Raw genomic sequence first — 26,562 nt, forward strand, 5'->3', positions numbered from 1 at the left:
CATGACCGCCGCCGACGCGATGAGCAACTGGGACCGCTTCGTCTTCACCTTCTTCAATGCGGATATCGCGATGAAGTACGGCTGGGAGATTTTGCAGGGCGCCGGCGTTACCATTCTTGCCGGTCTCGCAGTGGTCATCACCGGTATCGGCGCCGGCTTCGGCCTCGCGGCGCTCCGGGCGATCGGCTGGAAGCCGGTCAATTTCCTCATCATCGTGTTCGTCGACATTTTCCGCTCCCTGCCGCCGCTCGCAATCATCCTGGTATTATTCTTCGGCTTCCCAAATATCGGCATCGTCCTGCCCAGCCTCATCGTGCTGTGGATGTCCCTCGGTGCGGTGCTTGCGGCCTTTGCCGAAGAGATCTTCTGGGCCGGCATTACCTCAGTGCCAAAAGGCCAGTGGCTGGCCGCGCGCTCGACAGGGCTCACCTTCGCTCAGACGCTGCGCTATGTGATCCTGCCGCAGGCGGTCCGCCTCGGCATTCCGCCGCTCACCAACCGCGCGATCTCCATCACCAAGAACCTCGCGCTTGGCAGCGCCATCGGTGTCAACGAGATTCTTGGCCGCGCCAATTCCGCGCTGTCGATGTCCGCCAATGCGACGCCGCTGACCATGGGCGCGCTACTTTACGTGCTGGTCTTCATTCCACTGGTGATCGCCTCCCGTACGCTCGAACGCAACTATCGGTGGGGTGAGCACTGATGGAGCAGTTCACGCAGGAATTCTTCAATCTCGACGTCATGGCGAAGGTCGCACCGTTCCTGCTGCAGGGCTTGCTGCAGACGCTTCTGCTATGCTCGTTCCTGATCCCGATCGGCCTCGTCAGCGGTATCCTCGTGATGTTGCTGACCACCAGCCCCTATCGCCTGCTGCGCTGGCCGGTGATCGCCGCCGTCGATTTCTTCCGCGCCTTTCCGCCGCTCGTGCTGCTGGTCTTCGTCTATGCGGGCCTGCCCTTTATCGGGCTGCGCGTGCCCGCGCTGGTGGCTGTGGCCGTCGCCTTCCTGATCAATTCGGCAAGTTACTACGGCGAGATCTATCGCGCCGGCATGGTTAGCGTGCCGAAGGGCCAGCGCGAGGCCGCGCGGTCGACCGGACTCTCCGCCACACAGACATTGCTTTACGTGACGCTGCCGCAGGCGATCCGCAACGTGCTGCCCGATCTGCTCTCGAACACGGTCGAGCTGGTGAAGCTCACGACGCTGGCCAGCGTCATCTCGGTGCCGGAGCTGCTGCATTCCGCCAATCTGGCGCGCTCGCTCACCTACAACTCATCGCCGCTGATCCTCGCGGCCATCATCTATCTGCTCTTGCTGTTACCAGTCGTGCGGCTGATCGCGCGGCTGGAGCACAGGCTCTAGGACACACGGTCCCGCGGGACCATCACGACAAGCCGGCTCGCCGGCGGCGAATGTGGGGTTGCACATGGATTTCGATCTGGTTCTCACCGGCAAGGTGATCGGTCACGACAGCATCATCGAGAACGGCTGGGTCGCGGTCCGTGACGGGCGCGTGGGTGCCGTCGGGGAAGGCACGCCGCCTGCCGCGCGCGAGCGGCAGAATTTCAAGTCCGGCATGATCCTGCCGGGCGCCATCGACGCGCAGGTGCACTCGCTGTCGCAGCGCAATCAGGAAGATTTCATCTGGTCGACGCGCTCCGCCGCAGCCGGCGGTGTGACCACCATCGTCGACATGCCCTATGATGAAGGCGATCTGGTCTGCTCGGCTGCTGCGGTCGAGCGCAAGATTGCCCATGCGAGCAAACAGGCGCGCGTGGATTTCGCGCTCTATGGCACCATCGACCCCGAAGAAGGTCCGGCACGCATCGCCGAACAGGCCAAGGCCGGTGTCGCTGCCTTCAAGTTCTCCACCTTCGGCACTGACCCGAAGCGCTTTCCGCGCATCCCCGCGCCGCTGCTCGCCGATTGTTTCGCCGCCATTGCGCCGACCGGCCTAGCCGCCGGCGTCCACAACGAGGACGACGAATTCATCCGCGATGCCGTCGCCAAGGTGAAGGCAAAAGGCATTACCGACTGGCGCGCGCATGCCATGTCGCGCCCGCCGCTCGCCGAAATCCTCGCGATGCTGCAGATCTATGAGACCGGCGCCGAGACCGGTTGTCCCGCTCATGTGGTGCATTGTTCTGTCGCACGCGGTTATGACATTGCGGCGTGGTATCGCTCCGAGGGCTATCACGCCACAGTGGAATGCTGCATCCACTATCTCGTGCTCGACGAGGAGAACGACGTCTCCCGCCTCGGCGGCAAGGCCAAGATCAATCCGCCGGTGCGCCCCCGCGCCGATGTCGAAGCGCTGTGGGCAGAGCTTGCAGCCGGACGCGTCTCGCTGGTCTCGACCGATCACGTCAGTTGGTCGGAAGATCGCAAGATCAATCCGGACATGCTTGCCAATGCGTCCGGCGTCCCCGGCTTAGAGGCCATGGTGCCGCTACTGGTAAAGGGCCTCGTCGAACGCAAATTGCCGCTGACCCATGCCGCGAAGCTGATGTCGTTCAATCCGGCGCGGCACTTCCGCATCGACGATCGCAAGGGCGCGCTGGCGCCTGGCCTCGACGCCGACATCACCGTGCTGGTGGACAAGCCCATCGTCTATGACGGTGCCGCAAGCGGCAACAACGTGGTCGGCTGGTCCCCCTATAACGGCATCACGCTGCCGTGGACCGTGGCTGCGACCTACGTGCGCGGCCAGCTTGCTTTCGATGGCAGCAAGGTTCTCGCCGAACCTGGCAGCGGACAATTCGTGCGGCCGCCGCTGCTCCTCCCGGAGCGACTGCCGGTGGCGTGACGCCCGCCGTTCCGATCACCGAACACGTATCGAACACAAGAACATCTGCCGAGGAGACATTCCGATGGGACGTATTCTGACCGAACGCGATATTGAAGCCGCCGTGCGCGGCGGCGGTGTCTACGCTGCCGGTGGCGGCGGCTGGGCGGATCACGGGCGCATGCTCGGCCGCGCCGCGATTCTCGTCGGCAAGCCCGAGCTCGTGTCGATCGACGAACTCGACGACGACGACTGGGTCGCCACTGCCGCTGCGATCGGCGCGCCGGCGTCGACCACCGCCTGGGAGATGCAGGGCAAGGATTACGTCCGCGCCGTGCAACTACTGCAGGACGCGCTGGGTGAACCGCTGAAAGGCCTCATCATCGGTCAGAACGGCAAGTCCTCCACCATGAATGCGTGGCTGCCATCGGCACTGCTCGGCACCAAGGTGGTGGATGCCGTGGGCGACATGCGCGCGCATCCGACCGGCGACATGGGATCGATCGGCCTTGCTGGCTCGCCCGAGCCGATGATCCAGACCGCCGCCGGCGGCAACCGCGCCGAGAACCGCTACATCGAACTTACCGTGCGCGGCGCCACCGCCAAGGTATCGCCGATCCTGCGTACGGCCGGCGACATGTCCGGCGGCTTTATCGCTTCTTGCCGCAATCCGGTCCACGCGTCCTATGTGCGCGACAACGCCGCACTCGGTGGCATCTCGCTGGCGCTGCGCCTCGGCGAAGCCATCCTCGCCGCCGAGCCCAAAGGCCCGTCTGCCGTGATCGACGCGATCTGCAAGGACACCGGCGGCTCCATCCTCGGCAGCGGCAGGATTACTGCGAAGAACGTCGTCTATACACCGGAGGCCTTCGATATCGGCACGCTGACCATCGGCGAAGGCGACCGCGCCATCACGCTGCATGTGATGAATGAATATATGGCCATCGTCGACGCAAATGGTAAGCGTCTCGCGACCTTCCCGGACATCATCGCCACGCTGTCCGACGAGGCTGAACCGATGAGCGTCGGCCATCTCGAGGTCGGCATGAACGTGCATCTGTTCCATGTGCCGAAGACAATCATTCCGCTTGCCTCCAGCGTCAAGGATCCGGCGGTCTATCCCTCCGTCGAACGCGCCATGGGCATCGAGATCGCACGCTACGCACTGGCCTGAGACACGACAGGAGTCCGCCATGACATCAGCGAATCCACGGCACCCCGATTTTCCGATTCCCGGCGGCCCAAAGCTGCGCGCCAAGGGCTGGCGGCAGGAAGGTCTGTTGCGCCTTCTGGAAAACGTGCTCGCGGTCGGTGAGGATCCGTCGAACCTCGTCGTCTATGCGGCGCTGGGGCGCGCGGCCCGTAACTGGCCCGCACACAAGGCCATCGTGCAGGCGCTGATGACGATGGAGGAGGACCAGACTCTCGTCATCCAGTCCGGCAAGCCCGTGGGCCTGCTGCGCACCCACGCCAAGGCGCCGCTAGTGATCATGGCGAATTGCAACATTGTCGGTCAATGGGCCAAGGCCGAGATCTTCTACGAACTCGAGCGCAAGGGCCTGATCTGCTGGGGCGGACTCACGGCCGGCGCCTGGCAGTATATCGGCTCGCAGGGCGTCATCCAGGGCACCTACGAGATCTTCATGCGCATTGCCGAGCGGCGCTTCGGCGGCACCCTCGCCGGCCGCTTCATCCTCACCGCCGGGCTCGGCGGCATGGGCGGCTCGCAGCCGCTCGCAGGCCGCATGGCTGGCGCCGCGATCCTCACCGTTGACATCGATCCGGAGCGCGCGCGCAAGCGCAAGGAGATCGGTTATCTCGAAGTGATCGCGCCGGATCTCGACACGGCACTCACGATGATCGAGGCAGCCAAATCCGAACGCCGCGCTCTGTCGGTCGGTCTCGTCGGCAATGCCGCCGATATCTATCCGGAGATCGCCCGACGCGGCATCGTTCCCGATGTCGTCACAGACCAGACCGCGGCCCACGATCTGGTCTATGGTTACGTACCGCGCACGCGCTCGCTCGAGGAAGCGCGGATCATGCGCAAGACAGCGCCGGAACAATTGATGGAGGAGAGCCGCGCGTCGATTGTCGACCATGTGCGCGCCATGCTGACCTTCCAGTCGCGCGGCGCGGAAGTGTTCGACAACGGCAATCTCATTCGCACTCACGCCAAGGAAGGCGGCGTCGCAAATGCCTTTGATATCCCCATTTTCACGGAAGCCTATCTGCGCCCATTATTTGCGCGCGCCATCGGTCCGTTCCGCTGGATGGCGCTGTCGGGCGATCCCGACGATATCCGTGCCATCGACGATCTCGTGCTGCGCCTGTTCGGCGACAACCAGATCGTCTCGAACTGGATCAAGCTCGCGCGCCAATACGTGCCTTTCGAAGGCTTGCCGGCGCGCATTGCCTGGCTCGGTCATGGCGAGCGCAGCGAACTGGCGTTGGGCGTGAATGAACTCGTCGCCAATGGCACGCTCAAGGGACCGGTCGCCTTCTCGCGCGATCATCTCGACGCCGCCGGCATGGCGCATCCAAACATCATGACCGAGAACATGCGCGACGGTTCAGATGCCATCGCTGACTGGCCACTGCTCGACGCCATGGCATTGTGTTCGTCCCAGGCCGATCTCGTCGCCGTTCATTCCGGCGGCGGTGGCTATGCCGGCTACATGACCAGCGCCGGGGTCACCCTGATCGCCGACGGCACGGCCGCCGCGGCAGAACGACTCGCCATGAGCCTCGACAACGACACCGGCCTCGGCGTCATCCGCTACGCGGATGCGGGGTATGGCGAGGCCATCGACGAGGTCTCGCTCAAGCACATCCCGCATATACAACTCTAGAACTGTCGTTCCGACCACATTCTATGGCGTGTTGGGCGAGAGCCCGCCCGCGGACAGGCTTCGGGAACGTCGCCGAGCGCCAGCTCCCAGTCCGTATCGCGCATTATGCAACCGTGAAAATCGGAAAATTCAGGGCGTCAGGGGCTCACGCGCGCCGGCAGACGCCGACACCCCCAATTGCACAAAAGTCAGTCGCATCCGGAAGCGGGGAACACCGCTGGCAGGTGGTTGAAATTGCGGAGCTCTCTCTATAGACCGACGGAGCCAAAGCGATCCGCGGGCCCAGCCCGCCCTTTATCGCCTTGGCCTTTGGGGCGTCGCCAAGTGGTAAGGCAGGGGATTTTGATTCCCCCATGCGGAGGTTCGAATCCTCCCGCCCCAGCCAATATTTAACAATATTATCAGATGGTTAGGAATTATCGTCAGAAGCCGTTCTGACAACTCATCCCCCGCCCATTCTGACAACTCGTTTCCGGTGCGTTCTGCGGAGTGGTCAAAAAAGAGCGCCCGCAAAGGGGCGCTTTTCACTCGCATTCGGTTCGTATGCGCCTTCCGTTCAAAGGCTGGCGGCAACGATCACCGATGAAGGTTTGCGTCGGCGCGCGCAAGCGACTTCTGCCGGCAAAAGCTAGGAACATTTCACCGTATTGGCACGATACATACATGACCCATTCATCGCCGGGCTTCGGCAACGTGTACCTGTTTCAACAGACAGCGACGCAAGCCGATGAAGGCCATAATTTCGGTTTCACGATGGATAGGAAGAACTAGGGCAGCATCAGCGACACCACGTGTGGTTACACATGATCGTCTATTATCCACAAGGTGTGGACATCAACAGATCCGTCATTACAGCGTGTTGGCGCCGCCAAGCACGGCCGTAAATTCATGCGAGAAGGTGCAGCCATTGCCATGAGCGATCGCGATCTCGGCACCCGCGATCTGCCGTGCGCCGGCATTGCCGCGTAATTGCTCCGTCGCTTCGATGAGCGTGAACAGCCCATACATGCCTGGATGCGCAAACGACAATCCACCGCCATTGGTATTGACCGGCAGAGCACCACCCGGCGCGATCCGACCGCCGGAGACAAACGCGCCGCCCTCGCCTTTCTTGCAGAATCTCATGTCTTCCAGGAACATGATGACATTGATGGTGAAGGCGTCGTAGAGCTGCAACACATCGACATCAGCCGTGGTGATGCCCGCCATCTCAAACGCGCGCGGCGCGCATTCGGCCGTCGGCGTCGTACAGAAATCCGGGATCTGCGAGACCTCGCGGCTCCAGCTCGCCCCGGCGCCGCCGAGGAAATGGACCGGCTTGTGCTTCAGCGCTTTCGCACGATCGGGACTGGTGACGATGACCGCCGCACCACCATCGCTCATCAGACAGCAATCCAGCCGCGAGAGCGGATCGGCCACCAGTGGCGATGCCAGCACGTCGTCGATGGTCAGCGGTGCCTTCATCGTCGCATAGGGATGCAGCTGCGCCCATTGCCGCGCGGCCACGGCAACTTCCGCCATCTGCGCGCGCGTGGTGCCGTATTCATACATGTGCCGCGCGGCGCACATCGCGTAGCCGGGCAGCGGTGACATCAGGCCGTAGACTTTCTCGAAGGTCGGCAGTTCGTGGATGCCGAAGGTGCCGGCCCCTTTGAGGTTGGAGCCATAAGCGATCAGCACCGTGGCGCAGAGCCCTGCCTCGATGGCCATGGTCGCCTGCAGGAGATGCGACAGGAAGGACGAGCCGCCGGTCATGTCGGAGCAAGCCCATTTCGGGCGGATGCCGAGATACTCACCCATCGAGAGCGTCGGGAACATGTGATACAGCGTGCCACCGCAGATGCCGTCGATGTCCTTCAACTGCAGACCCGCATCGGCGACCGCGCGCGCAGTGGCGCCCGCCATCAGATCCATCGAGGACAGACCGGGCGCACGGCCGAGGCCGTAGGTGCCGATACCGACGATGGCGCTCTTGCCACGCAACGAGGATGCGGTCATGGCGCGGCTCCCACGCGACGAAACAGCACGATGGGCTGCTCGCTATTGGCATAGGTGCCGAAATCCACCGACGCGATCACCGCCTGCACGCGCATGCCGATATGAACCTCATCCGGCGCGCACGCGATGACGCGGCTAAGCATGCGAACGCCCTCGTCGAGCTCGACGACGCAAGCGTTGTAGTCACCGCCGTGCTTCGCGGGACGGCGCATGATGGTGGTCGAATAGACCGTGCCGAAGCCGCCGACCTCGACGAATTCGAGATCGTCTGCGCCGCTGCGGGGCGCGATCAGGCGCGGATAGAACACATATTCGCCGGTCGAGCGCGAACGCTGGATCATCAGTCTGCCGGCGCGCAGATGGGCCCAGAACTGGCCTTCGGGACCAAGCTCGGCCGCTGGCGAGGTTGCTGTCGTCATGTCCACTCCGCTTCCTGCAGCGACCGCCAGCTGATCTTGTTGCTTTCCGAGCGCGGCAGGCTATCGACCAGCACCACCGAGCGTGGCGTCTTGTAGTTGGCCATGGCCCCACGCGCCCAGCCGATGATGTCGTCTGCCGTTGTCGACGCCTTGGCCGCATCATGCAGGACCACCAGCGCCTTCACCGACTCGCCGCGATAGCTGTCCGGCGTCGAGATGATGCAGCACTCCTTGATGGCGGGATGGCCATACATGATGGACTCGACTTCCGCCGGCCACACCTTGAAGCCTGACACATTGATCATCCGCTTCAGCCGATCGACAGCAAAGAAATAGCCGTCGCGATCGCGGTAGCCGAGATCGCCGGTGCGCAGGAAGCGCCCGCCCTCAAGGGTGACGAACGAGGTCACATTAGCCTCAGGCTTATTCCAGTAGTTCTGCAGCACCTGCGGGCCGTTGACCACGATCTCGCCGGTCTCGCCATTGCCGAGCTCGACCAAGGTCTCCGGGTCGATGATCCGCGCATCCGTCTGATGCACCGGGATGCCAAGGCACTGCCGCCTCGGCGCTTCCATCGGATTGATGTGGGTCGGCGACATGGTCTCGGTCATGCCATAGCCCTCGACGAATTCGAGGCTAAAGCGGGTCTTCAGCCGCTCGGCCACCGCCACCGGCATCGCCGCGCCACCTCCGGTGATGACCTTGAGCGTTGCAAAACATTCTTCACGGAATGTCAGGCTGGAGAGCACGTCGACGATCATGGTCGGCGCCGCGTTCCAGAAGGTCACGCCATGTGCCTCGAACAATAGCGGGATCAGGTCTTTATCCCAGCGCGCCAACAGCATCAGCGTCGCGCCGACCGAGATCGCTGCATTCATCGAGCCCTGCATGCCCGCCACATGAAAGAACGGCTGCACGCCAGTCAGCACGTCGTCGCCACCGAGCCGGTACCAGCGCGCTTGCAACACCGCTGTGAACAGCACGCTCGAGTGCAGATGCATGCAGGCCTTCGGCTTGCCCGTGGTGCCGGATGTGTAAGGGAACAGGCAGAGATCGGCTGGCGTCACGGTCATCGGCGACGGCGTCTCGTTACGCGCGATGACATAGTCCCAGGCGCGCCAACCCGGCGCCGTGGGGCACGATCCGTTTTGCGTCACGCAGGCTGGCAGCGTGTAAGACGATGTCTCGGGCACATAGTCGCGATAGTGCGCGACAATGATGCTGTTGATGGCGTTGCCAAGCAGCGGTGCAAAAACATCGACGAGATCGCTGCCGATGATCGCCACACTCGCGCCGCTGTCGGACGCCATGTAGTCGAGTTCGGCGGTCTTGTTCATCGGGTTGATCGGCACCACGACCGCGTCGGCCCGCATGACGGCGTAGTACGAGATCACATATTGCGGCGAATTCTGCAGCGCGACCATGACGCGGTCGCCGCGCTTCACGCCGCAGGCGTTTTGCAGATAGCCGGCGAGCGCATCGACCTGCCGCAGCAATTCCGCGTAAGTGAGAACACCGCCATAGAACAGCGTGGCCGGATGATCCGGCCTCGCCGTCGCCGCCCGCACCAGCGCGTCGTAAAGGACGCCCTCGGGCAACGGCAGCGTGTGCGGCTCGCCGGGCGGCCAGAACGGAGAGACAGCACTCACGGCAAGCCTCCTGACGCGGTCCTCACGCAGATACTCAGGCGAAGAAGTGCCAGACCTTGGCAATGATCTGCCAGCGGCCATCGATCTTGATGAAGGAGAGTTCGTTAACGAAGCGCTTCGGCAGATACATGTCCCTGACGCGGGCATGGGCCGTGGTCGGCGATGCCACGGACAAGCTCACGATGTCGTCCTCGCGCGGGTCGCTCCGCGACGCCGATGATGGCCGCGCGGCAACCATGCCCATATAGGTTTCGAGATCGAGATTGACGAGCGTGCCATCGGTTACCGAGGACAGCCGCACCTGCGGGTGCAACACCCGACGGAAACCGGCGACATCACCGTGATACAGCGCTTCGAAATAGCCGGCGATGACGGCGCGGATGTCCTGTTCGTCTTGCATCTTCAAGTCTCTGTTGTCGTGTATGTCAGTTGAGGCCGCCGGAACGCGCATGTTCCTGGTCGGCAAGTTCGAGTCCGTGGTCGAGCGCTGCGAGCAGCCGCTCGGCATCCTGCTCGCTGATGATCAGCGGCGGCGCCAGGAACAGTGAGGTCTGCTCGCCGCTGGTGCCGATCACGGCTCCGGCTTCCATCGCCCGCGCGGCAACACGCGAGGCGATCGGATTTTCCGTGGTGTCGGCAGCCCATGAACGCCAGTCGGGCCCGTGTAGTTCGACGGTCCAGTGCAGGCCCTGGCCTGCAACGCGGCTGACGCTCGGATGGCGACGGGCGATTTCCAGCAGGCGCTTGGTGAAGAATGCTTCCATCGTGCGCACCCGCGCGAGGATATCCTCCTCGGTCACCACATTCAGATAGGCGCTGATGGCGGCCATGCTGATCGGATGGCCGCGCAGCGTGCCGTAGTTCTGCCAGCTCGATCCCTTGAGCTGTTCAACGATCTTCTTGGACACGATCACGGCAGCGACCGCCGCAGCGCCGCCGCCGAGCGACTTGCCCATGGTGACGATATCCGGACGGCTCTTGGCGCCCTGGAAAGCGAACCAGCGGCCGGAGCGGCCGGCGCCGGTGACGACTTCGTCGGCAATCCAGATCGAATTCGCCTTGGCGGCGTGATCAGCGACTTCGTCCTGATAGTCGCCGTCGTAGTAATTGCCGCCCTGCGTGTAGTCGATGATGGTCGCCGCTGTATCCGCCAGAATAGTGCCAGCATCGGCGAGCACGTCCTTGACCGGCTGGTTGCTGAGCGGCGCGCCATAGATCGCCCCGTCAGGTGCGGGCAGGATCTTCACCGGCGCCATCGGGGCGGGCAGACGCGAACCGCCGGCCTGCACGGCGAGCCCACCATGCCAGTGCGGCTGCACGGTCATGCTACGCGACAGACCGACGAGGCCGTGATAGGCGCGCTCGCGCGTCGCCAATGCCGTCTTCTGCGACAGGGCTTGGCACAACGATAGCGCCATGTCGTTAGCCTCGCTGCCGCTGATGCAGAAGCGCACGCCGCCGACCCAGTCCTCCTCGCCCGCAAAGGCTCTGCCGATCAGATCGTCCGCGGCTTTCTCGCGGCCAATCCAAGTCCAGCCCTCATTCACGACCGGCGTATCCGCGGCTGCACGAATGGCTTCCACCATTTTCGGGTGGCGATGGCCGAGACCGCCGCCGGTGTTGCTGCCGTCGATCAGGCGACGCCCATCCTGCAGATGGAAATACACGCCTTCGCCACCGACCACGGTCAGAGGGGCGCTGTCGCCGGCATTGAGGCCCGTCCGCAAAAGTCTGCTCATCGATTATCCTTTTTGTCCTTGCGGAGGTGCATCACGCGCGGCCATAGCCGCCGCCGCCGCACATCTCGATGGTGATGACATCGTCCCGTTGCAGCACGAGGTTCGACTTGCCCTCGACATCGATCACCTCGTCGCCGCGCGTGAGCGTGAGGCGTGCGGTCTTGCCGGGTGCGCCGCCCTTCAGGCCAAACGGGGGAATAAGCTTGCGCTCGACGCAACTGGTCAGATGCATGCTCGGCGCAAGGATGCGGTAGCTGCGCACGACACCGTCGCCGCCCGGATAGGCGCCAGCGCCGCCGGAGCCCCAGCGGATCGCCTGCTGCTCGACTCGGATATTGTAGTTGGCCTCGATGGCCTCAGCCGGCGTGTTGGAGGTGTTGGTCAGGTGCACGCGGGTCGCAGCGCAGCCGGCGCGGTTATGCCGCGCGCCCTCGCCGCCGGCATGGACCTCGTACAGCATCTTCCAGGAGCCATCCTGCCGCGGCTCGGCGAAAGAGAGCATACCGGACGTGGTGGCGCCGCCCGACGACAGCCGCTCCGGAATCACATCCTGCATCGCCAAGAAGATCGCATCGACGATACGCAGCGAAGTCTCGTGATTGCCTGCCGCCACCGGTGCGGTGAGACCGGGTTCGAAGATCGAGCCCGGCCGGGTGATGATGGTGAGCGGACGCAACGCGCCGCCATTCTGCTGCATATCGCGCCCGCTCATGATGCGCGCGCTATAGGCCACCGCGGATTTCGCAATGAAGGACGTCGTATTGCAGAAATTCGAGACCCGGTCGCAGCTGCCGGACAGATCGAACGTCGCTTCGTCGCCCTTGATGGTGATCTTGACATGGATACGCGCCGGCTCGTCGCCCGGGCCGCCGTCATCGAGAAAATCCTCGCCTTCATAGACGCCGTCAGGTAGCCCGAGAATGGCTTCGCGCATCTCGGCTTCGGAGAGATCGTGCAGCCGCGACAGCGCCGCCACGAACATTGCCTTGCCGTGCTGCTTGCACAATTCGACGATGCGCTTTTCGCCGGCCAGCGTGCAGGCGATCTGGCCGAGCAGATCGCCCTCGCAGGATTCCGGATCTCGGACATTGACCTTGAGGAACTGAACGATGGCATCGCTGACACCCGCTGCCGTGGCGATCTTGATCGGCGGAATCCGTAGTGCTTCCTGAAAGGTGTCGATGGCCTTGGCGAGATAGCTGCCAGGCCAGGTGCCGCCGATATCCGGCCAATGCGCGAGGCTGACGGCGAAGGCAACGATGTCACCCTCGAAGAATACCGGGCGCACCACCTTGACGTCATTGAGGTGATTGCCGCCGAGCGCGCCTAGATTGTAGATCAGCACATCGCCTTCGCTCAGCGTCGCAGCCGGCACGACTTTCAGCAATTCGCGGATCGTATAGGCCATGGCGCCAAGATGGACCGGGATGTCGCGGCCCTGCCCGATCAGCTCGCCGTGCGCGTCGGTGATCGCCGAGGACAGATCGCCGGCCTCGCGCAATAGCGGTGAGCGTGCCGAACGCGTCATCACCAGGCTCATCTCTTCCGCTGCGGCCGACAGGCCATGGCGGATCACCTCGACGGCGAACGGGTCGAGCTTCATGACATCACCTTCGCGAGATAGAGGTTGCCATTGGCATCCGGTTTCGCCTGCCATTGCGGTGGCAGCACCACGGTGGACCAAGCGTCTTCGATGATCGCAGGGCCAATAATGGTGTCGGTCATCGCGCTGCGATCGATCACATCGGTCATCACATCCAGTGCGCCATCGAACGAACAGCGGCGCCTGGGAGTCGCCATGGTGCGCAGCGCCGTCTTTGGACGGCTGACTTCGGTGGTCGAGGGTTGCCGCGCCTGCGCACGGACGGATTCGATCACGCAGCTTTCGTTGGTCGCGTAGCCGAACAACTCGCGATGCTTGACGAGAAAGTCCTGCCGCAATTTTTCAGCATCGAGCGGCATCGTGAAAGGCACGGGGATCGCATCGGCCTGTGCGGCATAGCGCATCAGCGCGACCAGTTCGATCTGGATGGAGTCGTGCGGGATCGCATTCGCGAGCAAAGGCACGAGGGTCTGCTCGACCAGCGCTTCGATGCGCTGCGTGACCTTGGCCAGATCGATGCCGTCCAGCGCCACGCGCAACGTCTGCTGCTGCAGGAAGCTGAAATCCGCAGTCAGACATCCCAGCGCGGAGAAGGCGCTGGAGGCAGCAGGCACCACTATCTCGGTGATCCCGTAGAGTTCGGCGAGACCCGCCGCATGCATCGGGCCGCCGCCGCCAAACGCCAGCAGCGTGCAGTCGCGACCATCGATGCCGCGCTCCACTGTCACGCGGCGCAGTGCCCGCGCCATGGTGGCATTCGCGACGCGGATGATGCCGAGCGCGGTCTCGGTAAGGCTGAGCCCGAGGCCCTGCGCGATCGGCTCGATCACGCGGGCTGCAGCGTCGACATCGATGCCGATGCGGTCGCCGAGCTTGGTTTCGGGGTTGAGATAGCCGAGCAGCGCATTGGCATCGGTGATGGTCGGCTTGGTGCCGCCACGGCCATAGCAGGCTGGGCCCGGTTCGGAGCCGGCACTTTCCGGCCCGACGGTCAGACCGCCTGCGCCCGCGCGCACGATGGAGCCACCGCCGGCGCCAATGGAATGCACCGCGAGCATCGGCTGACGCAGCGGGCGATCGCCAAGCATCTTGCCGTCGGCCATCTCTGCCTGGCCATCGACAATCAGACAGACGTCGGTCGTCGTGCCGCCCATATCGAAAGTGAGCACGCGGGATTTCTCGAGCTGGCGCGCAATGCTGACCGAGGCCGCAACGCCGGCGGCCGGACCGGACATCGCCATCACCAGTGGACGGCGCTTGACGGCCGAGATCGGGATCATCGCACCGGCGGAGTGAAACACCTGCAGGCCCGGACCGATGGGCAGACGCTCTTCAAGCTCGCTCAGATATTCCACCGCAATCGGCATCGCCGCCGCATTGAACGCCGTCGATGACGTGCGCTCATATTCGCGCGCTTCGGGATTGATCTCATGCGACAGCGAGACATGCGGGACGATATCCTTCAACCGCTCGGCCAACATCTGTTCATGGACGGGATTGGCATAGGCATGCAGCAGCGAGACGGCGACGCTTTCCACGCCGGTCTCCTTCAGCCAGGCGATCAAACGTTCGATCTCAGCCTCTGCCAGCGGCTTCAGTATCTGACCTTCATGATCGAGGCGCTCGTCCAGAGCGAAACACAATTCCCGCGGCACCAGCGCCTTGGCCTTTGGCGCGATATCCAGGCGATAGAGATCACGGCGACGATAGCGCGCGATCTCAAGAACGTCCTCGAATCCCTTCGTCGCGATCAGGGCGATCCTGGGCAGGCGCTCTTCGACAATCGCATTGGTGATCCGGGTGGTGCCGTGAATGAAGCGCTTCACGTCGCTCTTGCGCAGACCCACGGCCTCGATCGCTTCCAGCATCGCCTGCACCGGCGCATGCGGGCGCGACGGCACTTTGGCGATCCGCGTCTCTGACGTGTCGCGCCGAATGGCGATGATATCGGTGAAGGTGCCACCGATGTCGGTTCCGATTTCCCAGATATTCGTCACGCGCGTTGGTCCCGCTTTCGTTCAGGGCCGGCGATGCAGCACAAGGGCTACATCGTCGGGTCGTTCGTCTTCGCTTACTTGCGGGCGAGATCGCGGAAGTCGACCTGGCGGTGAAACCAGTAGGTGTAGCCATCGAGTTGCGGGATCATCACGGCGTCCTGGTTAGCCTGCCACAAGAGCACCAGCGGAACTTCCTTGACGTATTGCGCGATCATCTGCTTGCCCATCTCGTCATACTTGGCCTGATCCTGCTCGAACCGAGCCTGATTGGCCAGTTTCACCACCAGCTCGTCATTCCAGGAGCTGTAGTTCCAGCGCTGGTTACCGGTGAAGAAATTGCGGAAGAAGTAATCGGTGGTCGGCAGCCAGGCGGTGGAACCTTCGGTGAAGAACGGCAGCTTCTTCTCGGTGATCTGCGTCGACATCTGCGAGTCCGGCAGCTTCTGCACGTCGACCTCGATGTTGAGCTTCGCCAGCGCCTCCTTCAGCAGCGCCGCCATCGGCTCGGTGACAGCGGCGGAGCCGACATTGATGCTGAAAGTGGTCTTGAAGCCTTTCTCGAAACCGGCTTCAGCCAGAAGCTGCTTGGCCTTGGCCATATCGGTCTTCGCCGGCATCGGCTGCGGGAAGTCGCCATCCGGCGGCGACGTCCACGATGCACCGAACAGCGGAAAGCCACGCTTGAAGATTGCTGCGCTGAACATGTCGTTATAGGGCAGCGCCATGGCGATGGCCTGACGGACCTTGAGATTGTCGAACGGCGCCATCTGCGTGTTGAAGGCAATCATGGTGAAGCCGTTGGTCTGCGGCGACGACTCCACCTTGACCTTGCCGCGCTGCTGCAGCGACGGTACGTCGCTGGCCTGCAGATCGATGGCGATGTCGGCATCGCCCTTCTCGATCAGATTGGCTCGCGTGGCGGGATCGCCGATGGTCTGTTCGATGACGCGCTTGAAGTAAGGCAGCTTGCCGTCACGGCCGCTCTTCCAGTTGTCGTTGCGCTTCAGGATCAACTGTTCACCCGGCTTGAACATCTCGACCGTGTAGGCGCCCGAGCCGGCGGTGTTGGTCTTCAACCATTCCTGAGCCCAGGGATCCTCGGCGGTCGCGTGCTGCTTCGCGAGCTTGCTGTTGAAGATCGGCGCCAGCGGCGTGGCGAGATTGGCCAGCGCCAGACGATCCGCTTTGGGGAGTGTTACAGTGATCGTGCGATCGTCGACAATCGCGAACTGCTCCGCCTTGGTCAGCGATCCCGTGCCCATTTGCCCTGCGGCAATGGATTTGGCCGTGACGGCACGATCGAGCGACCATTTCACGTCTTCTGCAGTGACGGGCGTACCATCGTGCCACTTGGTATCGCGCAGCTTGAAGGTGATCTTCAATCCGTCCGGGCTGACCTCATAGCTTTCGGCCAATTCGCCGCGGATCTTGCTGCGATCGAACACCCAGACGCCGTTCTCGTCGCGCTTGCGATCGAAAGCGACGAGGCGATCATAGATGCTGGTTGAGACACCGAAGGCCTCGCGTGTCGCGCCCGGCGTGGTGGGGTCCAGCGTGGGGATGTTGTTACCGGTCACCTGGCGCAGGGTCTCGGCCCGCGTCTGCGCCTGTGCCGCTGCTGGCATGAGCGCCATCAGCAGCACGCTGCCCGTCAATCTCAACAAACGCCCGCGATCAGTCATCATCTGCCACCGTCCCCTGCCGAACCTCGTTCTGCAAAATCTTGGCGCATCGTGTGGATCCGGATAGAGCCAGACTCACCGGAAACGACTAGGCCAGATTGCCGGACGCAGGGTAACGCGCGAGCGAGGCACCAAGGTGCTTTGTTACAGTGCAAGCGCTGCACGCAAATGCAGCAACGATCTCATCGATGCGCCTATCCGCCCAAATGCAGGATGCGCGGCAGCGGTCGCGCCGTCGATGGTTCGACGCGATTGCGCCTAGGCGGCGGCCGAGAGCTCCCCGCCGACGATTGATCAATTCGCAGGCGCGCGGCCATTGCCGGGACACGCATATGGCGGATCGGATTATTTTTTCGCTGCAGATGGCTCCACACCGAGAACCTGCGCCATTTTCGCGATCAGGCGCGTCGCATCGGTGGGCTTGAGGCGACCATAGCCCAATACGAGGCCGGCATAGATCGGCGTCTCCAGATGGTTCTGCGATAGCGGCTGCACGTGGAGACCCGCTTGCTTCAACAACCGTGCCGCCTCCACATCGCTCATCCGCGCCTTCAGGCGCTCGGTGAACAGAGCGACGAGATGAAGACCGGTTGCACAGGGAGCGACGGTGAGATCATCAGGCAAATACTGATGGATCGCATCCATCAGGGCCTTCTGCCGCTCCGCATAGACTTTTCGCATGCGGCGAAGATGGCGGAACAGATGGCCCTCGCGCATGAATTCGGCGAGCGCGCGCTGGCCGATGCCGGAACTGTGCACGTCGATACGCGCACGGCCCTTGGTGAAGATCTCGACGAAGCGCTCCGGCGCGACGATATAACCCAGGCGCAAGCTCGGCATCATGATCTTGGAGAAAGTGCCGAGATAGATCACGCGCTGCTCGCGGTCGAGCGACTTCAGCGACGCGATCATACTGTCCTGATGCCGGAACTCGGAATTGTAGTCGTCCTCGACAATCCAGACGTCGTTGCGATTGGCCCAGTCAAGCAATTCCAGCCTCCGCTCCAACCCCATGCTGACGCCGAGCGGATACTGATGCGACGGCGTCACCACGATCAGCTTCGCATTCGGCGCGCGGCGAATGCCCTCGGTGACGCATAGCCCCTTGTCGTCCACCGGTATCGGCACCAATTTACCGCCCGCCGCTGTCAGCGACCACTGCGCCTCGACGAAGCCCGGTTCCTCCACCCAGACTTCATCGCCATGATCGAGGATCATGCGGCTGCACAGGTCGAGCGCGCTGGAAGTGCCCGAGGTCACGACGATCTGCTCGGGCGTGCAGACGAGACCACGTACCGCGCCGAGGAAGTCCGCGATCTCGCGCCGAAGCTCGGGAAGCCCGGCGGGGGACAAATCGAGGCATTCCTCCTTGTCGGGGTGCAGCGACGTCTGACGCAGCAACCGAGCCCAGTCGCCGAACGGAAAGGTCGAGATATCGGGCGCACCGGGGCTGAAATCGGACGCCCAATTAGTCTCGTAGGTGAAGCCAATCAGCGACTGCCAGCGCTGAGAGATGGGACCGGCGATACGAGACGTATCCGCAGACGCGCCCGCCGGCGATGCCGCGTTGCGGCTGACTGCGGCGACCGAGACACCGCCGCGCGGCATCGATTCCAGATAGCCTTCGGCATAGAGGATGTCCCAGGCACTCAGCACCACCATGCGCGAGCAACCGAGCTCGCGCGCAATCTCCCGCGAACCGAGAAACTGGGTGCCCGCCGGCAGCGTCCCGTGCAGAATCCCGTCGCGCATCTGCGCCGCGATTTGCTGGGGCAATGCCACTGACGAAGCCCGGTCGAGACGGATGCCCGCCAGCGACATCCGCCTCCTCTGGCCAGTGGAATTCTGCATGCGAAACGGGGCCCGGACAAACGATCAAGATGAATGCGACCGAACAAGTAGCAGCACGGAAGGCCGGACGTCCACATTGCACCGTACAGCCCAAATGGTCGAGCTTGCCAGGCGCCCTGCCGCGGTTGAGATCGGAGCTAAAACGCTTCCAGCGCGCTAAAATCTCGATCGCAGTATCGGTCCTCGCAATACGCGAAATCCGGACCTCTACCTCAAGTCCTTCGAAGAGATCCGGAGCCTGGAGGCATCGGGCGTATCAGCGATCTGCAATCACGGCCAGCACCAACGCCCCCCTCCACAAGGGACTCGGGTTTACGAATGAAGGTCCGCTTTGCGCCAAAAGTGGACAAGCCAACCATTGCTGATTCCGAAGTCAGAAACTCTGGGTAGTCCAAGAGACGAGCTCTTTGGCAAGGTTTGAGAAAGCGGAGTCGAAAGCCCGAACGGTTCCTGGTGCATCCAGCTTTTCGATCCTCTGGCTCTGGCGAAATATCCGTGAAGCCATGACCTTTCCATCCTTATCCAAAATCTTTGTAGACAACTCAATTTCTGCCGCGGGGGTTTCATCGGGCCCAACGTCAAATCGTCTGACATCGATCAAAAGCTGATAATCGGGCTGAACGCCGTCCAGCGGCCGCGTGGGTGCATGCGTTACGTCGTAGTTTTCGAAACTCTCCAAGATCTTCGCCTGGATGAGCTTGGGGATGCTGTCTGCCCACTGCGCATCGGGGAAGGCCGCCGTGTCCTTGGGTTGCGAAAACAAGAATCGTTGCGTCTGCAAAAGGACGACAGCTGTTGGCTCGGGTATCGCGAACTGCCCCTTAAGTATTTTGGTTGGTGCCGGGAAATCAACAGCAGCGCGAAGATTATAGGTCACCTTAGATACCGGAGAAGCGCCGCCGCCCGTCATTCGCTCCAGACCGCTGACAATTCCGTCGAGCTTTCCAGTGTTGCGAGCGAGTCCTTCTGAGAATACTTGAAGATTGGCGATCGTGCCTTTGAGCGGCGCGGCATTGTCCGCCAGAACGCCGTCGACCCGCCCAAGGGCATCGCGTGCCGCTTGTGTCATACTGCGGCCAGCGCCGGGTTCGGCTACCAGCATCGTCACGGGAGCGGAATTCGCCAACAATTTACCTCCCTCCAATGCGATTACCGGCACCCCCGTCAGTCCCTGGAAGTCCAATCCCACCTTTGTGTCACTGCGAACGGGAGTGGTGTTCACAACCGAGATGCTTGCATTGACGCGACTGGGGCTATCGGCCGCCAAATCGAGACGCGTCACCTCCCCTACGCGAATGCCGTTAAAGAGCACCGCGGCGCCCACCAGCAGACCCGGCACAGAGCCGTCGAACTGAATCTGATAGGCAGTCCGCGGACCTGAATTTCCGGTGCTATGCAGCCAGAATATAAAGCCGAATACCGCAGCGATAGCTGCGAGAACGAATGCGCCGACGATGACGAAAGGAGCGCGCGTTTCCATATCAAATCGCCTTTGGTTGGAGCATGAGGGAGCGCTTGCCGTGGAAATAAGCCTTAACCCATGGATGCTCGGATCGAAGCAACTCGCTCATCGGTCCGATCGTGACGATTTTTCCATCAGCCAGAGCGGCAACGCGATCACAAACGGTGTTCAGACTGGCGAGATCGTGCGTGACCATGAAGACCGTCAGTCCAAGGGTCTTCTGCAACGTCTTGATCAGCGTATCGAAATCGCCAGCTGCGATAGGATCGAGGCCGGAAGTCGGTTCATCGAGAAAGACGATGGCCGGATCCAGCGCCAATGCGCGTGCAAGCGCGACTCGCTTTGTCATGCCGCCGGAGAGTTCCGACGGAAACTTGGCACCGTCTTCCGGCGCGAGACCCACCATTTCCAGCTTGGCACTCGCAATCTCGGTCATGAGCTCGTCCGAGAGCGTTGCATTCTCGCGAAGCGGAAACTCGACGTTCTGCAATGCCGTAAGTGACGAGAACAGTGCTCCCTGCTGAAACAACACTCCCCATTTTGCAGCGACATCCCTTGTCCGGCGCCCGGGCGTCAGACCGATATCGCTCCCCATGAACTCGATCTTTCCGCTATTCCGCTCAATCAAACCAATCACGGTCCGCATCAGCACCGATTTCCCGCCACCGGAGGCACCGACCAGCCCCAGGATTTCGCCGCGCCGAACATCGAGTGAAAGACGATCGATGACGATATGGCGGCCGAAACCGACAACTAGGTCCTCAACATGGATGGCAACATGCGTGTCTGTCTCCTGCATCGCTACATTCCTATCGATGCGAAGAACACCGCGAATAGTCCGTCGAGAACGATGACGAGAAAGATCGATTTCACGACAGATGTCGTTGTTTGTTTGCCTAGGGATTCAGCGCTACCTTTCACGCGAAGCCCCTCGCTACACGCGACGATCCCGATCACTAGCGCCATGAATGGCGCTTTGATGATACCCACTTCGAAATGCGTCACCGAAATCGCTTCATGTAACCGGGCTATGAATGTTACCGGCGACATTCCCCCATAAAACCATGCAACGAGGCCTCCCCCGTAAAGCGCCGCGACCGCCCCTACGAAGGCCAGGATCGGCAACGCGACGATCAACGCGACGACGCGAGGCAGGATTAGCACATCGACCGGATCAAGACCCATCGTCGATAGAGCATCAATCTCCTCGCGCATCTTCATGGAGCCCAGTTCAGCGGTGTAGGCGCTCCCGGATCTTCCGGCGACCATGATTGCAACGATCAGAACCCCCAGTTCACGCAACACCAGGATCCCGACCATATCGACCACATAGGCCTCCGCGCCGAACTTGCGGAAGTGGAAGATACCCTGCTGCGCGATAATGGCGCCGATCAGAAATGTAATCAGGACCACTATCGGAAGCGCCTGCCAGCCGACCCGATAGATCTGGTAAACCAGTGATGTCAGCCGAAACGATCTCGGGCGGCGAAGCACACCGACAGCGGCCAGGCAAATTGCGCCGAGCATTTGAAGGAAAGCCGACAGATCTAAAACTGCCGCCAGCGCCGCCCGACCCAGCATTTCGAATCTGTCGGCGATGGAGTTACGCTCCGTGGGACCCGGATTGCGTCGTCGATTGACCTGTCTTAATTCCTCGATCAGATCGATATAGTCTTCTGCAGCTCCCACAATGTGCGCGCGTTGGCCGCCGCTGGCCAAATGTCGCGATAATCGCTCGATCAGCCAAGCGCCCAATGTGTCGAGCTCCCGGACGCCGGACATGTTCACGGTTACCGACCGTGCCCGCGCGAGCTGTGGCGCGATGCTGGTAGATAGTTGCTCCAGAGTTGCCGCATTGACGACGGTCCAACTTCCTATAGGGCGCAATTCGAGCGCATCGCCATTGGCGCTTGCTATCAGCAAAGGTGCATTCATCACGACGATCTCCTGCGCTTATGCCAAAATAGGCCCGTGGAGGCGCCATCGAGCGTCGTCAGCAGGACGACACGCGGGTTGAAGCGGAGGCCACATGTTGGGTGACACGGATCGCCCTCAAATCATACAACGAAGTTCCTTCTGCCTGATCACCGGAACGAAACTCCGTATATCATCGGCCTGTAAACTTATCTTCGGAACTTCCGCCGCTCTGGCGGTTTGGATGAAGTGAAGTCGATCATCCGCGCGTGTTCGTGGTCTTATTCAATTAGATCGTTTCTGACGTGACAGCTGTTTGACGTATGTCAAACGGCCACTCGCCGTTTGCCGTACTGTTCTGCGACGATACTCCGCAACAGCAAGCATGTGCCTCGCTTCTGCGGAGGATACCACGGCTGCAAGAGCAAGTTAGACGCAGCAAACCGCAAACAAGGAAACAAGATGCATCATTTTCATGCGGTCGTTTGGATCGACCATCGCGAAGCGAAGATATTCCATGTCGGCCTCACCGGGACGGATCAACTCGATCTCCATCCGACATTCGAGACACGCCACATTCATCACAAGGCCAACGAAATCGGAAGCGGTCATATCCACGAAGACAAGGGACTGATGAAAGACGTGGCGGACGCGGTGAGTGATGCCGGTGAGATTCTGATCATTGGTCCGGCGCAGGCGAAAACCGAACTGGCGACCTATCTGCGAGAGCATACGCATATCGGCAGCCGCATTGTCGGCGTCGAGGCCGTTGACCATCCCACCGATGGTCAAATCGTCGCTTACGCCAAGAAGCACTTCAAGATCGGTACATTGCGCGGCGACGCACCCGCAAGCCGCTGAAATTTGCGACCAAGCGATTGCGAATATTGGCGGCAGATATTTGCCGCGGTGCGGCGACTGGATCAAGGTGCAGCATATGCCACGTTATGGAGAAGCTTTCCTCAGCACCGACGAGGCTCAGCTAATTGATCGCTACTGGCGCGCCGCAAATTACCTGTCGGTGGGTCAGATATATCTACTGGACAACGCGCTACTGCGCGAGCCGTTGCGCAAGGACCACATCAAGCCCCGCCTGCTCGGCCATTGGGGAACCACGCCTGGGCTAAACTTCATCTACGCGCACCTGAATCGCGTTATTCGCGCCCACGACCTCGACATGATCTATATCTGCGGCCCCGGCCATGGCGGCCCGGGGATGGTCGCAAATACATATCTGGAAGGCACCTATAGCGAGGTCTATCCGGACATTACCCAGGATGAAGACGGACTGCAGAAACTGTTTCGACAATTCTCGTTTCCCGGCGGCGTTCCCAGTCATGCGGCTCCGGAAACTCCCGGTTCCATCCATGAAGGCGGTGAACTCGGCTATGCGCTGGTGCACGCCTACGGCGCGGCCTTCGACAATCCCGACCTGATCGTCACCTGTGTCGTCGGAGACGGAGAAGCGGAGACAGGCCCCCTCGCCGCGTCATGGCACTCCAACAAGTTCTTGAGCCCGAAGCATGACGGCGCGGTACTGCCCATTCTTCATCTCAACGGTTATAAAATTGCCAATCCCACTGTGATGGGGCGGATGAGCGACGACGAAATACGCCATCTGTTTCATGGCTACGGTCATGAGCCGATGTTCGTCGAGGGCAGCGATCCCGCCATGATGCACCCGCTGATGGCACACACGCTTGAGCGCGCGATCGACAGGATTCGTGCGATCCAGGCTTCCGCTCGTGACGGTCGCGCAACGGTGGATCGGCCGAAATGGCCCATGATCGTCATGCGCAGTCCAAAGGGCTGGACCGGCCCCAAGGAAGTCGACGGCTTGAAGGTCGAAGGTTTCTGGCGCGCTCACCAGGTACCGATTGTCAACCCGCGCGGCAATCCCGAACATCTCAGTCTGCTCGAAGAATGGATGCGCAGCTACCGGATCGACGATCTGTTCGACAAAGCCGGCCGGCTGCTACCTGAGTTGCAGGCTCTGGCGCCGCAGGGTCGCCGGCGCATGGGAGCGAATCCTCATGCCAACGGCGGTTTGCTGAAGCGCGAGCTGAAGCTGCCTGACTACCGCGAATACGCCCTCGATGTTCCCCATCCCGGCGGGACCGAAGGCGAAGCAACGCGCGTGATGGGCCAATTCCTGCGCGACGTCATCAAGCTAAACGCCGCTGCGCGCAACTTCCGCATCATGGGTCCAGATGAGACAGCATCGAACCGGCTCGACGCGGTATTCGACGTGACCGAGCGCGTCTGGATGGAGGGCATCGAGCCGTATGATGTCCACCTCGCCCAGGACGGCCGGGTGATGGAAGTGCTCAGCGAACATCTGTGTCAAGGCTGGCTGGAAGGCTATCTGCTGACCGGCCGCCACGGGCTGATCTCCTGCTATGAGGCCTTCATCCACATCGTCGATTCAATGTTCAATCAGCACGCTAAATGGCTGAAAGTGTCCCGGGCGCTACCCTGGCGACGCCCCGTTGCCTCTCTCAATTATCTTCTGACATCCCATGTCTGGCGCCAGGACCACAACGGCTTCAGCCATCAGGATCCGGGCTTTGTCGATCTGGTCGCCAACAAGAAGGCGGATATCGTCAGGATTTACTTCCCTCCGGACGCCAATACCCTGCTCTGGATCACCGATCACGTGCTTCGGACCTATGACCGCATCAACGTCATCGTTGCCGGCAAGCAGCCGTCGCCGCAATGGCTCGGTATCGAGAAAGCTGCGACCCATTGCGACGCCGGGATCGGTATCTGGTCTTGGGCTGGCACCGAAGACACAGGCAGCGAACCGGATGTCGTGATGGCCTGCTGTGGCGACGTGCCTACCCTGGAAACCATGGCTGCGGTGGACCTATTGCGGCAAGCCGTACCCGACTTGAAGGTCCGCGTCGTCAACATCGTCGATTTGATGACGCTGCAACCCAAGACGCAGCACCCGCACGGACTGGATGACCGCGACTTTGATGGCATGTTCACCCGGGACAAGCCGGTGATCTTCGCCTTTCACGGTTATCCCAACCTGATCCACCGCCTGACTTATAGCCGCGCCAACCATGCCGGCATGCACGTGCACGGCTTCGAGGAGGAAGGGACGACGACCACGCCGTTCGACATGGTGGTGCTGAACCGGCTCGACCGCTTCCATCTCGCCATCGACGTCATCGAACGCGTTCCTCGCCTCGGCATCACAGCAGCGGCGATCAAGCAGCAGTTTCGCGACAAGCTGCTTGAGCACACAACTTATGTGCGCGCCCATGGCGAGGACATGCCGCAGATTCGCGATTGGAGCTGGCCAGACCGCTTCGCCAAGCACACCGCCGACTGAGGACAAACAATGCCAGATGCCGTCCTTGTCGTGAACTCCGGCTCTTCAAGCATCAAGCTTGCGCTATTCGACATCGCATCGGATGGGGGGCCGAGATTGCTCTGCCGAGGGAGTCTGGACGAACACGAGGTCGAACCGCGCCTGACGATCAAGGAGACCGATGGAGCCATTCTCTATGATCGGCATCGCAAGGTCGTAGACGGCCACGGAGAAGAGCTGCTGCTCGATGCGTTGAACTGGGTCGATGGCTATCTTGCCAGTGACGATCTGATTGCAGTTGGTCATCGCGTGGTGCATGGCGGATTGGCCTTCGCAACGCCGGTCCGATTGACGGGATCGATAGTCAACGAGCTTGCCAAGCTGACACCGATGGCGCCGGTGCATCAGCCACGCTGTCTATCGCCGATACGTGCCATCATGACCGAACGCCCGGAACTGCCTCAAATCGCCTGCTTCGACACGGCGTTCCACCACTCACTTCCCGCCTCCGCCACCCGCTTTGCCATTCCACGCCAGCTCCACGACACCGGCATCCGCCGCTATGGATTTCATGGACTGTCGTTCGAGTTCATCGCCGGACGACTCCAGGAACTCTCACCATCTCCCGCCGAAAAACGGTGCATTATTGCACATCTGGGCAGCGGCGCCAGCCTATGCGCCATGCGTGGCGGTGCCAGTATCGACACCACGATGGGCTTTACCCCACTCGACGGCCTGGTGATGGCCACCCGCTGCGGCGCCATTGATCCTGGCGTGCTCCTCTATCTGCAACAAGACCGCGGAATGTCGACAGCCGATCTTGAAAATCTGCTCTACCGAGAATCTGGGCTGCTTGGAGTGTCGGGATTGTCAGGCGACATGCGAGCACTGCTCGCCAGTAAAGACCCGCATGCCTCCGAAGCCATCGATCTGTTCGTGGCTTCCATCGCCAGAGAAACGGCGATGATGGTCAATAGCCTTGGTGGTCTGGATTGCCTGATCTTCACCGGCGGGGTTGGCGAGCACGCACAGGAAATTCGACGGCGCGTTTGCGAACAGTTGAACTGGTTGGGTCTCACCGTCGATGCAGAAGCAAACGATGCCGGATTCGCGTGCATCAGCACTAGGGACAGCAGAATTGAAATAAGGATCATTCCGACGAACGAGGAATTGATCATCGCGCGTTACTGCGTACGAGACTTAGCTGATTGCGAATCCGCTTCAACTTAGGAGAGTCATTTTCTACTTCAAACAAGATCGCGAAAATTCGACAGGCATTGCTACGCGTCCGC

General features: G+C 61.6%; 20 protein-coding genes and 1 tRNA gene. 9 read left to right on the forward strand and 12 right to left on the reverse strand.

The window, feature by feature from the left end:
• Window position 1 precedes the first annotated feature (1 nt).
• The 6 genes from AB7828_RS15780 to AB7828_RS15805 all read left to right on the forward strand — a co-directional run bounded on the left by AB7828_RS15780 (window position 2) and on the right by AB7828_RS15805 (window position 6,022).
• Entirely contained in the window at window positions 2-703 is a 702-nt protein-coding gene (locus AB7828_RS15780) for an amino acid ABC transporter permease (protein WP_199711958.1), read from the forward strand.
• On the forward strand, window positions 703-1,362 hold the full coding sequence (locus AB7828_RS15785; RefSeq protein ID WP_441230549.1) for an amino acid ABC transporter permease: 660 nt from the start codon (window positions 703-705) through the stop codon (window positions 1,360-1,362). The genes AB7828_RS15780 and AB7828_RS15785 overlap by 1 nt, the downstream gene beginning before the upstream one ends.
• 64 nt (window positions 1,363-1,426) lie before the next feature.
• Window positions 1,427-2,806: a dihydroorotase gene (locus AB7828_RS15790; RefSeq protein WP_441230550.1), complete on the forward strand. Its 1,380-nt coding sequence runs from the start codon at window positions 1,427-1,429 to the stop codon at window positions 2,804-2,806.
• Between the two features lie 64 nt (window positions 2,807-2,870).
• Window positions 2,871-3,959 (forward strand): DUF917 domain-containing protein, encoded by a 1,089-nt coding sequence (locus AB7828_RS15795; RefSeq protein ID WP_441230551.1) that lies wholly within the window; start codon window positions 2,871-2,873, stop codon window positions 3,957-3,959.
• 19 nt (window positions 3,960-3,978) lie between these two features.
• Window positions 3,979-5,637 carry a urocanate hydratase gene (locus tag AB7828_RS15800; protein ID WP_441230552.1) on the forward strand — a complete coding sequence of 553 codons (1,659 nt, stop codon included), beginning with the start codon at window positions 3,979-3,981 and terminating at the stop codon, window positions 5,635-5,637.
• A gap of 310 nt (window positions 5,638-5,947) precedes the next feature.
• Window positions 5,948-6,022 (forward strand) — tRNA-Gln (locus AB7828_RS15805).
• A 464-nt stretch (window positions 6,023-6,486) separates the two neighbouring features.
• On the opposite strand, the gene AB7828_RS15810 is transcribed toward AB7828_RS15805, so the two are convergent.
• From AB7828_RS15810 to AB7828_RS15865, 12 genes are all read right to left on the reverse strand, one after another.
• Entirely contained in the window at window positions 6,487-7,635 is a 1,149-nt protein-coding gene (locus tag AB7828_RS15810) for an acetyl-CoA acetyltransferase (RefSeq protein ID WP_441230553.1), read from the reverse strand.
• Window positions 7,632-8,054, reverse strand: coding sequence for a Zn-ribbon domain-containing OB-fold protein (locus AB7828_RS15815; protein ID WP_441230554.1), 423 nt, complete (start codon window positions 8,052-8,054; stop codon window positions 7,632-7,634). The genes AB7828_RS15810 and AB7828_RS15815 overlap by 4 nt, the downstream gene beginning before the upstream one ends.
• Entirely contained in the window at window positions 8,051-9,703 is a 1,653-nt protein-coding gene (locus AB7828_RS15820) for a long-chain-fatty-acid--CoA ligase (RefSeq protein WP_441230555.1), read from the reverse strand. Before AB7828_RS15820 ends, AB7828_RS15815 begins: the two co-directional genes overlap by 4 nt.
• Before the next feature lie 34 nt (window positions 9,704-9,737).
• On the reverse strand, window positions 9,738-10,103 hold the full coding sequence (locus AB7828_RS15825; protein ID WP_441230556.1) for a nuclear transport factor 2 family protein: 366 nt from the start codon (window positions 10,101-10,103) through the stop codon (window positions 9,738-9,740).
• A 25-nt stretch (window positions 10,104-10,128) separates the two neighbouring features.
• The gene (locus tag AB7828_RS15830) at window positions 10,129-11,442 is read right to left on the reverse strand and encodes an aminotransferase class III-fold pyridoxal phosphate-dependent enzyme (protein ID WP_441230557.1); all 1,314 of its coding nucleotides are present in this window, start codon (window positions 11,440-11,442) and stop codon (window positions 10,129-10,131) included.
• Between the two features lie 31 nt (window positions 11,443-11,473).
• A complete protein-coding gene (locus AB7828_RS15835; RefSeq protein ID WP_441230558.1) occupies window positions 11,474-13,045 on the reverse strand; it encodes a hydantoinase B/oxoprolinase family protein in 1,572 nt (523 codons plus the stop codon).
• Window positions 13,042-15,042, reverse strand: a complete 2,001-nt coding sequence (locus tag AB7828_RS15840; protein WP_441230559.1) for a hydantoinase/oxoprolinase family protein — start codon at window positions 15,040-15,042, stop codon at window positions 13,042-13,044. Before AB7828_RS15840 ends, AB7828_RS15835 begins: the two co-directional genes overlap by 4 nt.
• A 74-nt stretch (window positions 15,043-15,116) precedes the next feature.
• Window positions 15,117-16,727, reverse strand: a complete 1,611-nt coding sequence (locus AB7828_RS15845) for an ABC transporter substrate-binding protein (RefSeq protein ID WP_441230560.1) — start codon at window positions 16,725-16,727, stop codon at window positions 15,117-15,119.
• Window positions 16,728-17,069: 342 nt separating this feature from the next.
• The gene (gene pdxR, locus AB7828_RS15850) at window positions 17,070-18,575 is read right to left on the reverse strand and encodes a MocR-like pyridoxine biosynthesis transcription factor PdxR (RefSeq protein WP_441230561.1); all 1,506 of its coding nucleotides are present in this window, start codon (window positions 18,573-18,575) and stop codon (window positions 17,070-17,072) included.
• Window positions 18,576-18,948: 373 nt separating this feature from the next.
• Window positions 18,949-20,055, reverse strand: a complete 1,107-nt coding sequence (locus AB7828_RS15855) for an ABC-type transport auxiliary lipoprotein family protein (protein WP_441230562.1) — start codon at window positions 20,053-20,055, stop codon at window positions 18,949-18,951.
• Between the two features lies 1 nt (window position 20,056).
• Entirely contained in the window at window positions 20,057-20,836 is a 780-nt protein-coding gene (locus tag AB7828_RS15860) for an ABC transporter ATP-binding protein (protein WP_441230563.1), read from the reverse strand.
• Window positions 20,837-20,838: 2 nt separating this feature from the next.
• A complete protein-coding gene (locus AB7828_RS15865; protein ID WP_441232251.1) occupies window positions 20,839-21,972 on the reverse strand; it encodes an MlaE family ABC transporter permease in 1,134 nt (377 codons plus the stop codon).
• A gap of 441 nt (window positions 21,973-22,413) precedes the next feature.
• Here AB7828_RS15865 and AB7828_RS15870 point away from each other — a divergent pair, with 441 nt between their 5' ends.
• From AB7828_RS15870 to AB7828_RS15880, 3 genes are all read left to right on the forward strand, one after another.
• Entirely contained in the window at window positions 22,414-22,812 is a 399-nt protein-coding gene (locus tag AB7828_RS15870; protein WP_441230564.1) for a translational machinery protein, read from the forward strand.
• A 76-nt stretch (window positions 22,813-22,888) separates the two neighbouring features.
• Complete coding sequence (locus AB7828_RS15875; protein WP_441230565.1) at window positions 22,889-25,291, forward strand: phosphoketolase family protein; 2,403 nt, start codon at window positions 22,889-22,891, stop codon at window positions 25,289-25,291.
• A gap of 9 nt (window positions 25,292-25,300) precedes the next feature.
• Complete coding sequence (locus tag AB7828_RS15880; protein ID WP_441230566.1) at window positions 25,301-26,500, forward strand: acetate/propionate family kinase; 1,200 nt, start codon at window positions 25,301-25,303, stop codon at window positions 26,498-26,500.
• Window positions 26,501-26,562 lie beyond the last annotated feature (62 nt).

Origin of the sequence: Tardiphaga sp. 215_C5_N2_1 (genome assembly GCF_052076055.1) — a bacterium.
GTDB classification, from domain to species: Bacteria; Pseudomonadota; Alphaproteobacteria; order Rhizobiales; family Xanthobacteraceae; genus Tardiphaga; species Tardiphaga robiniae.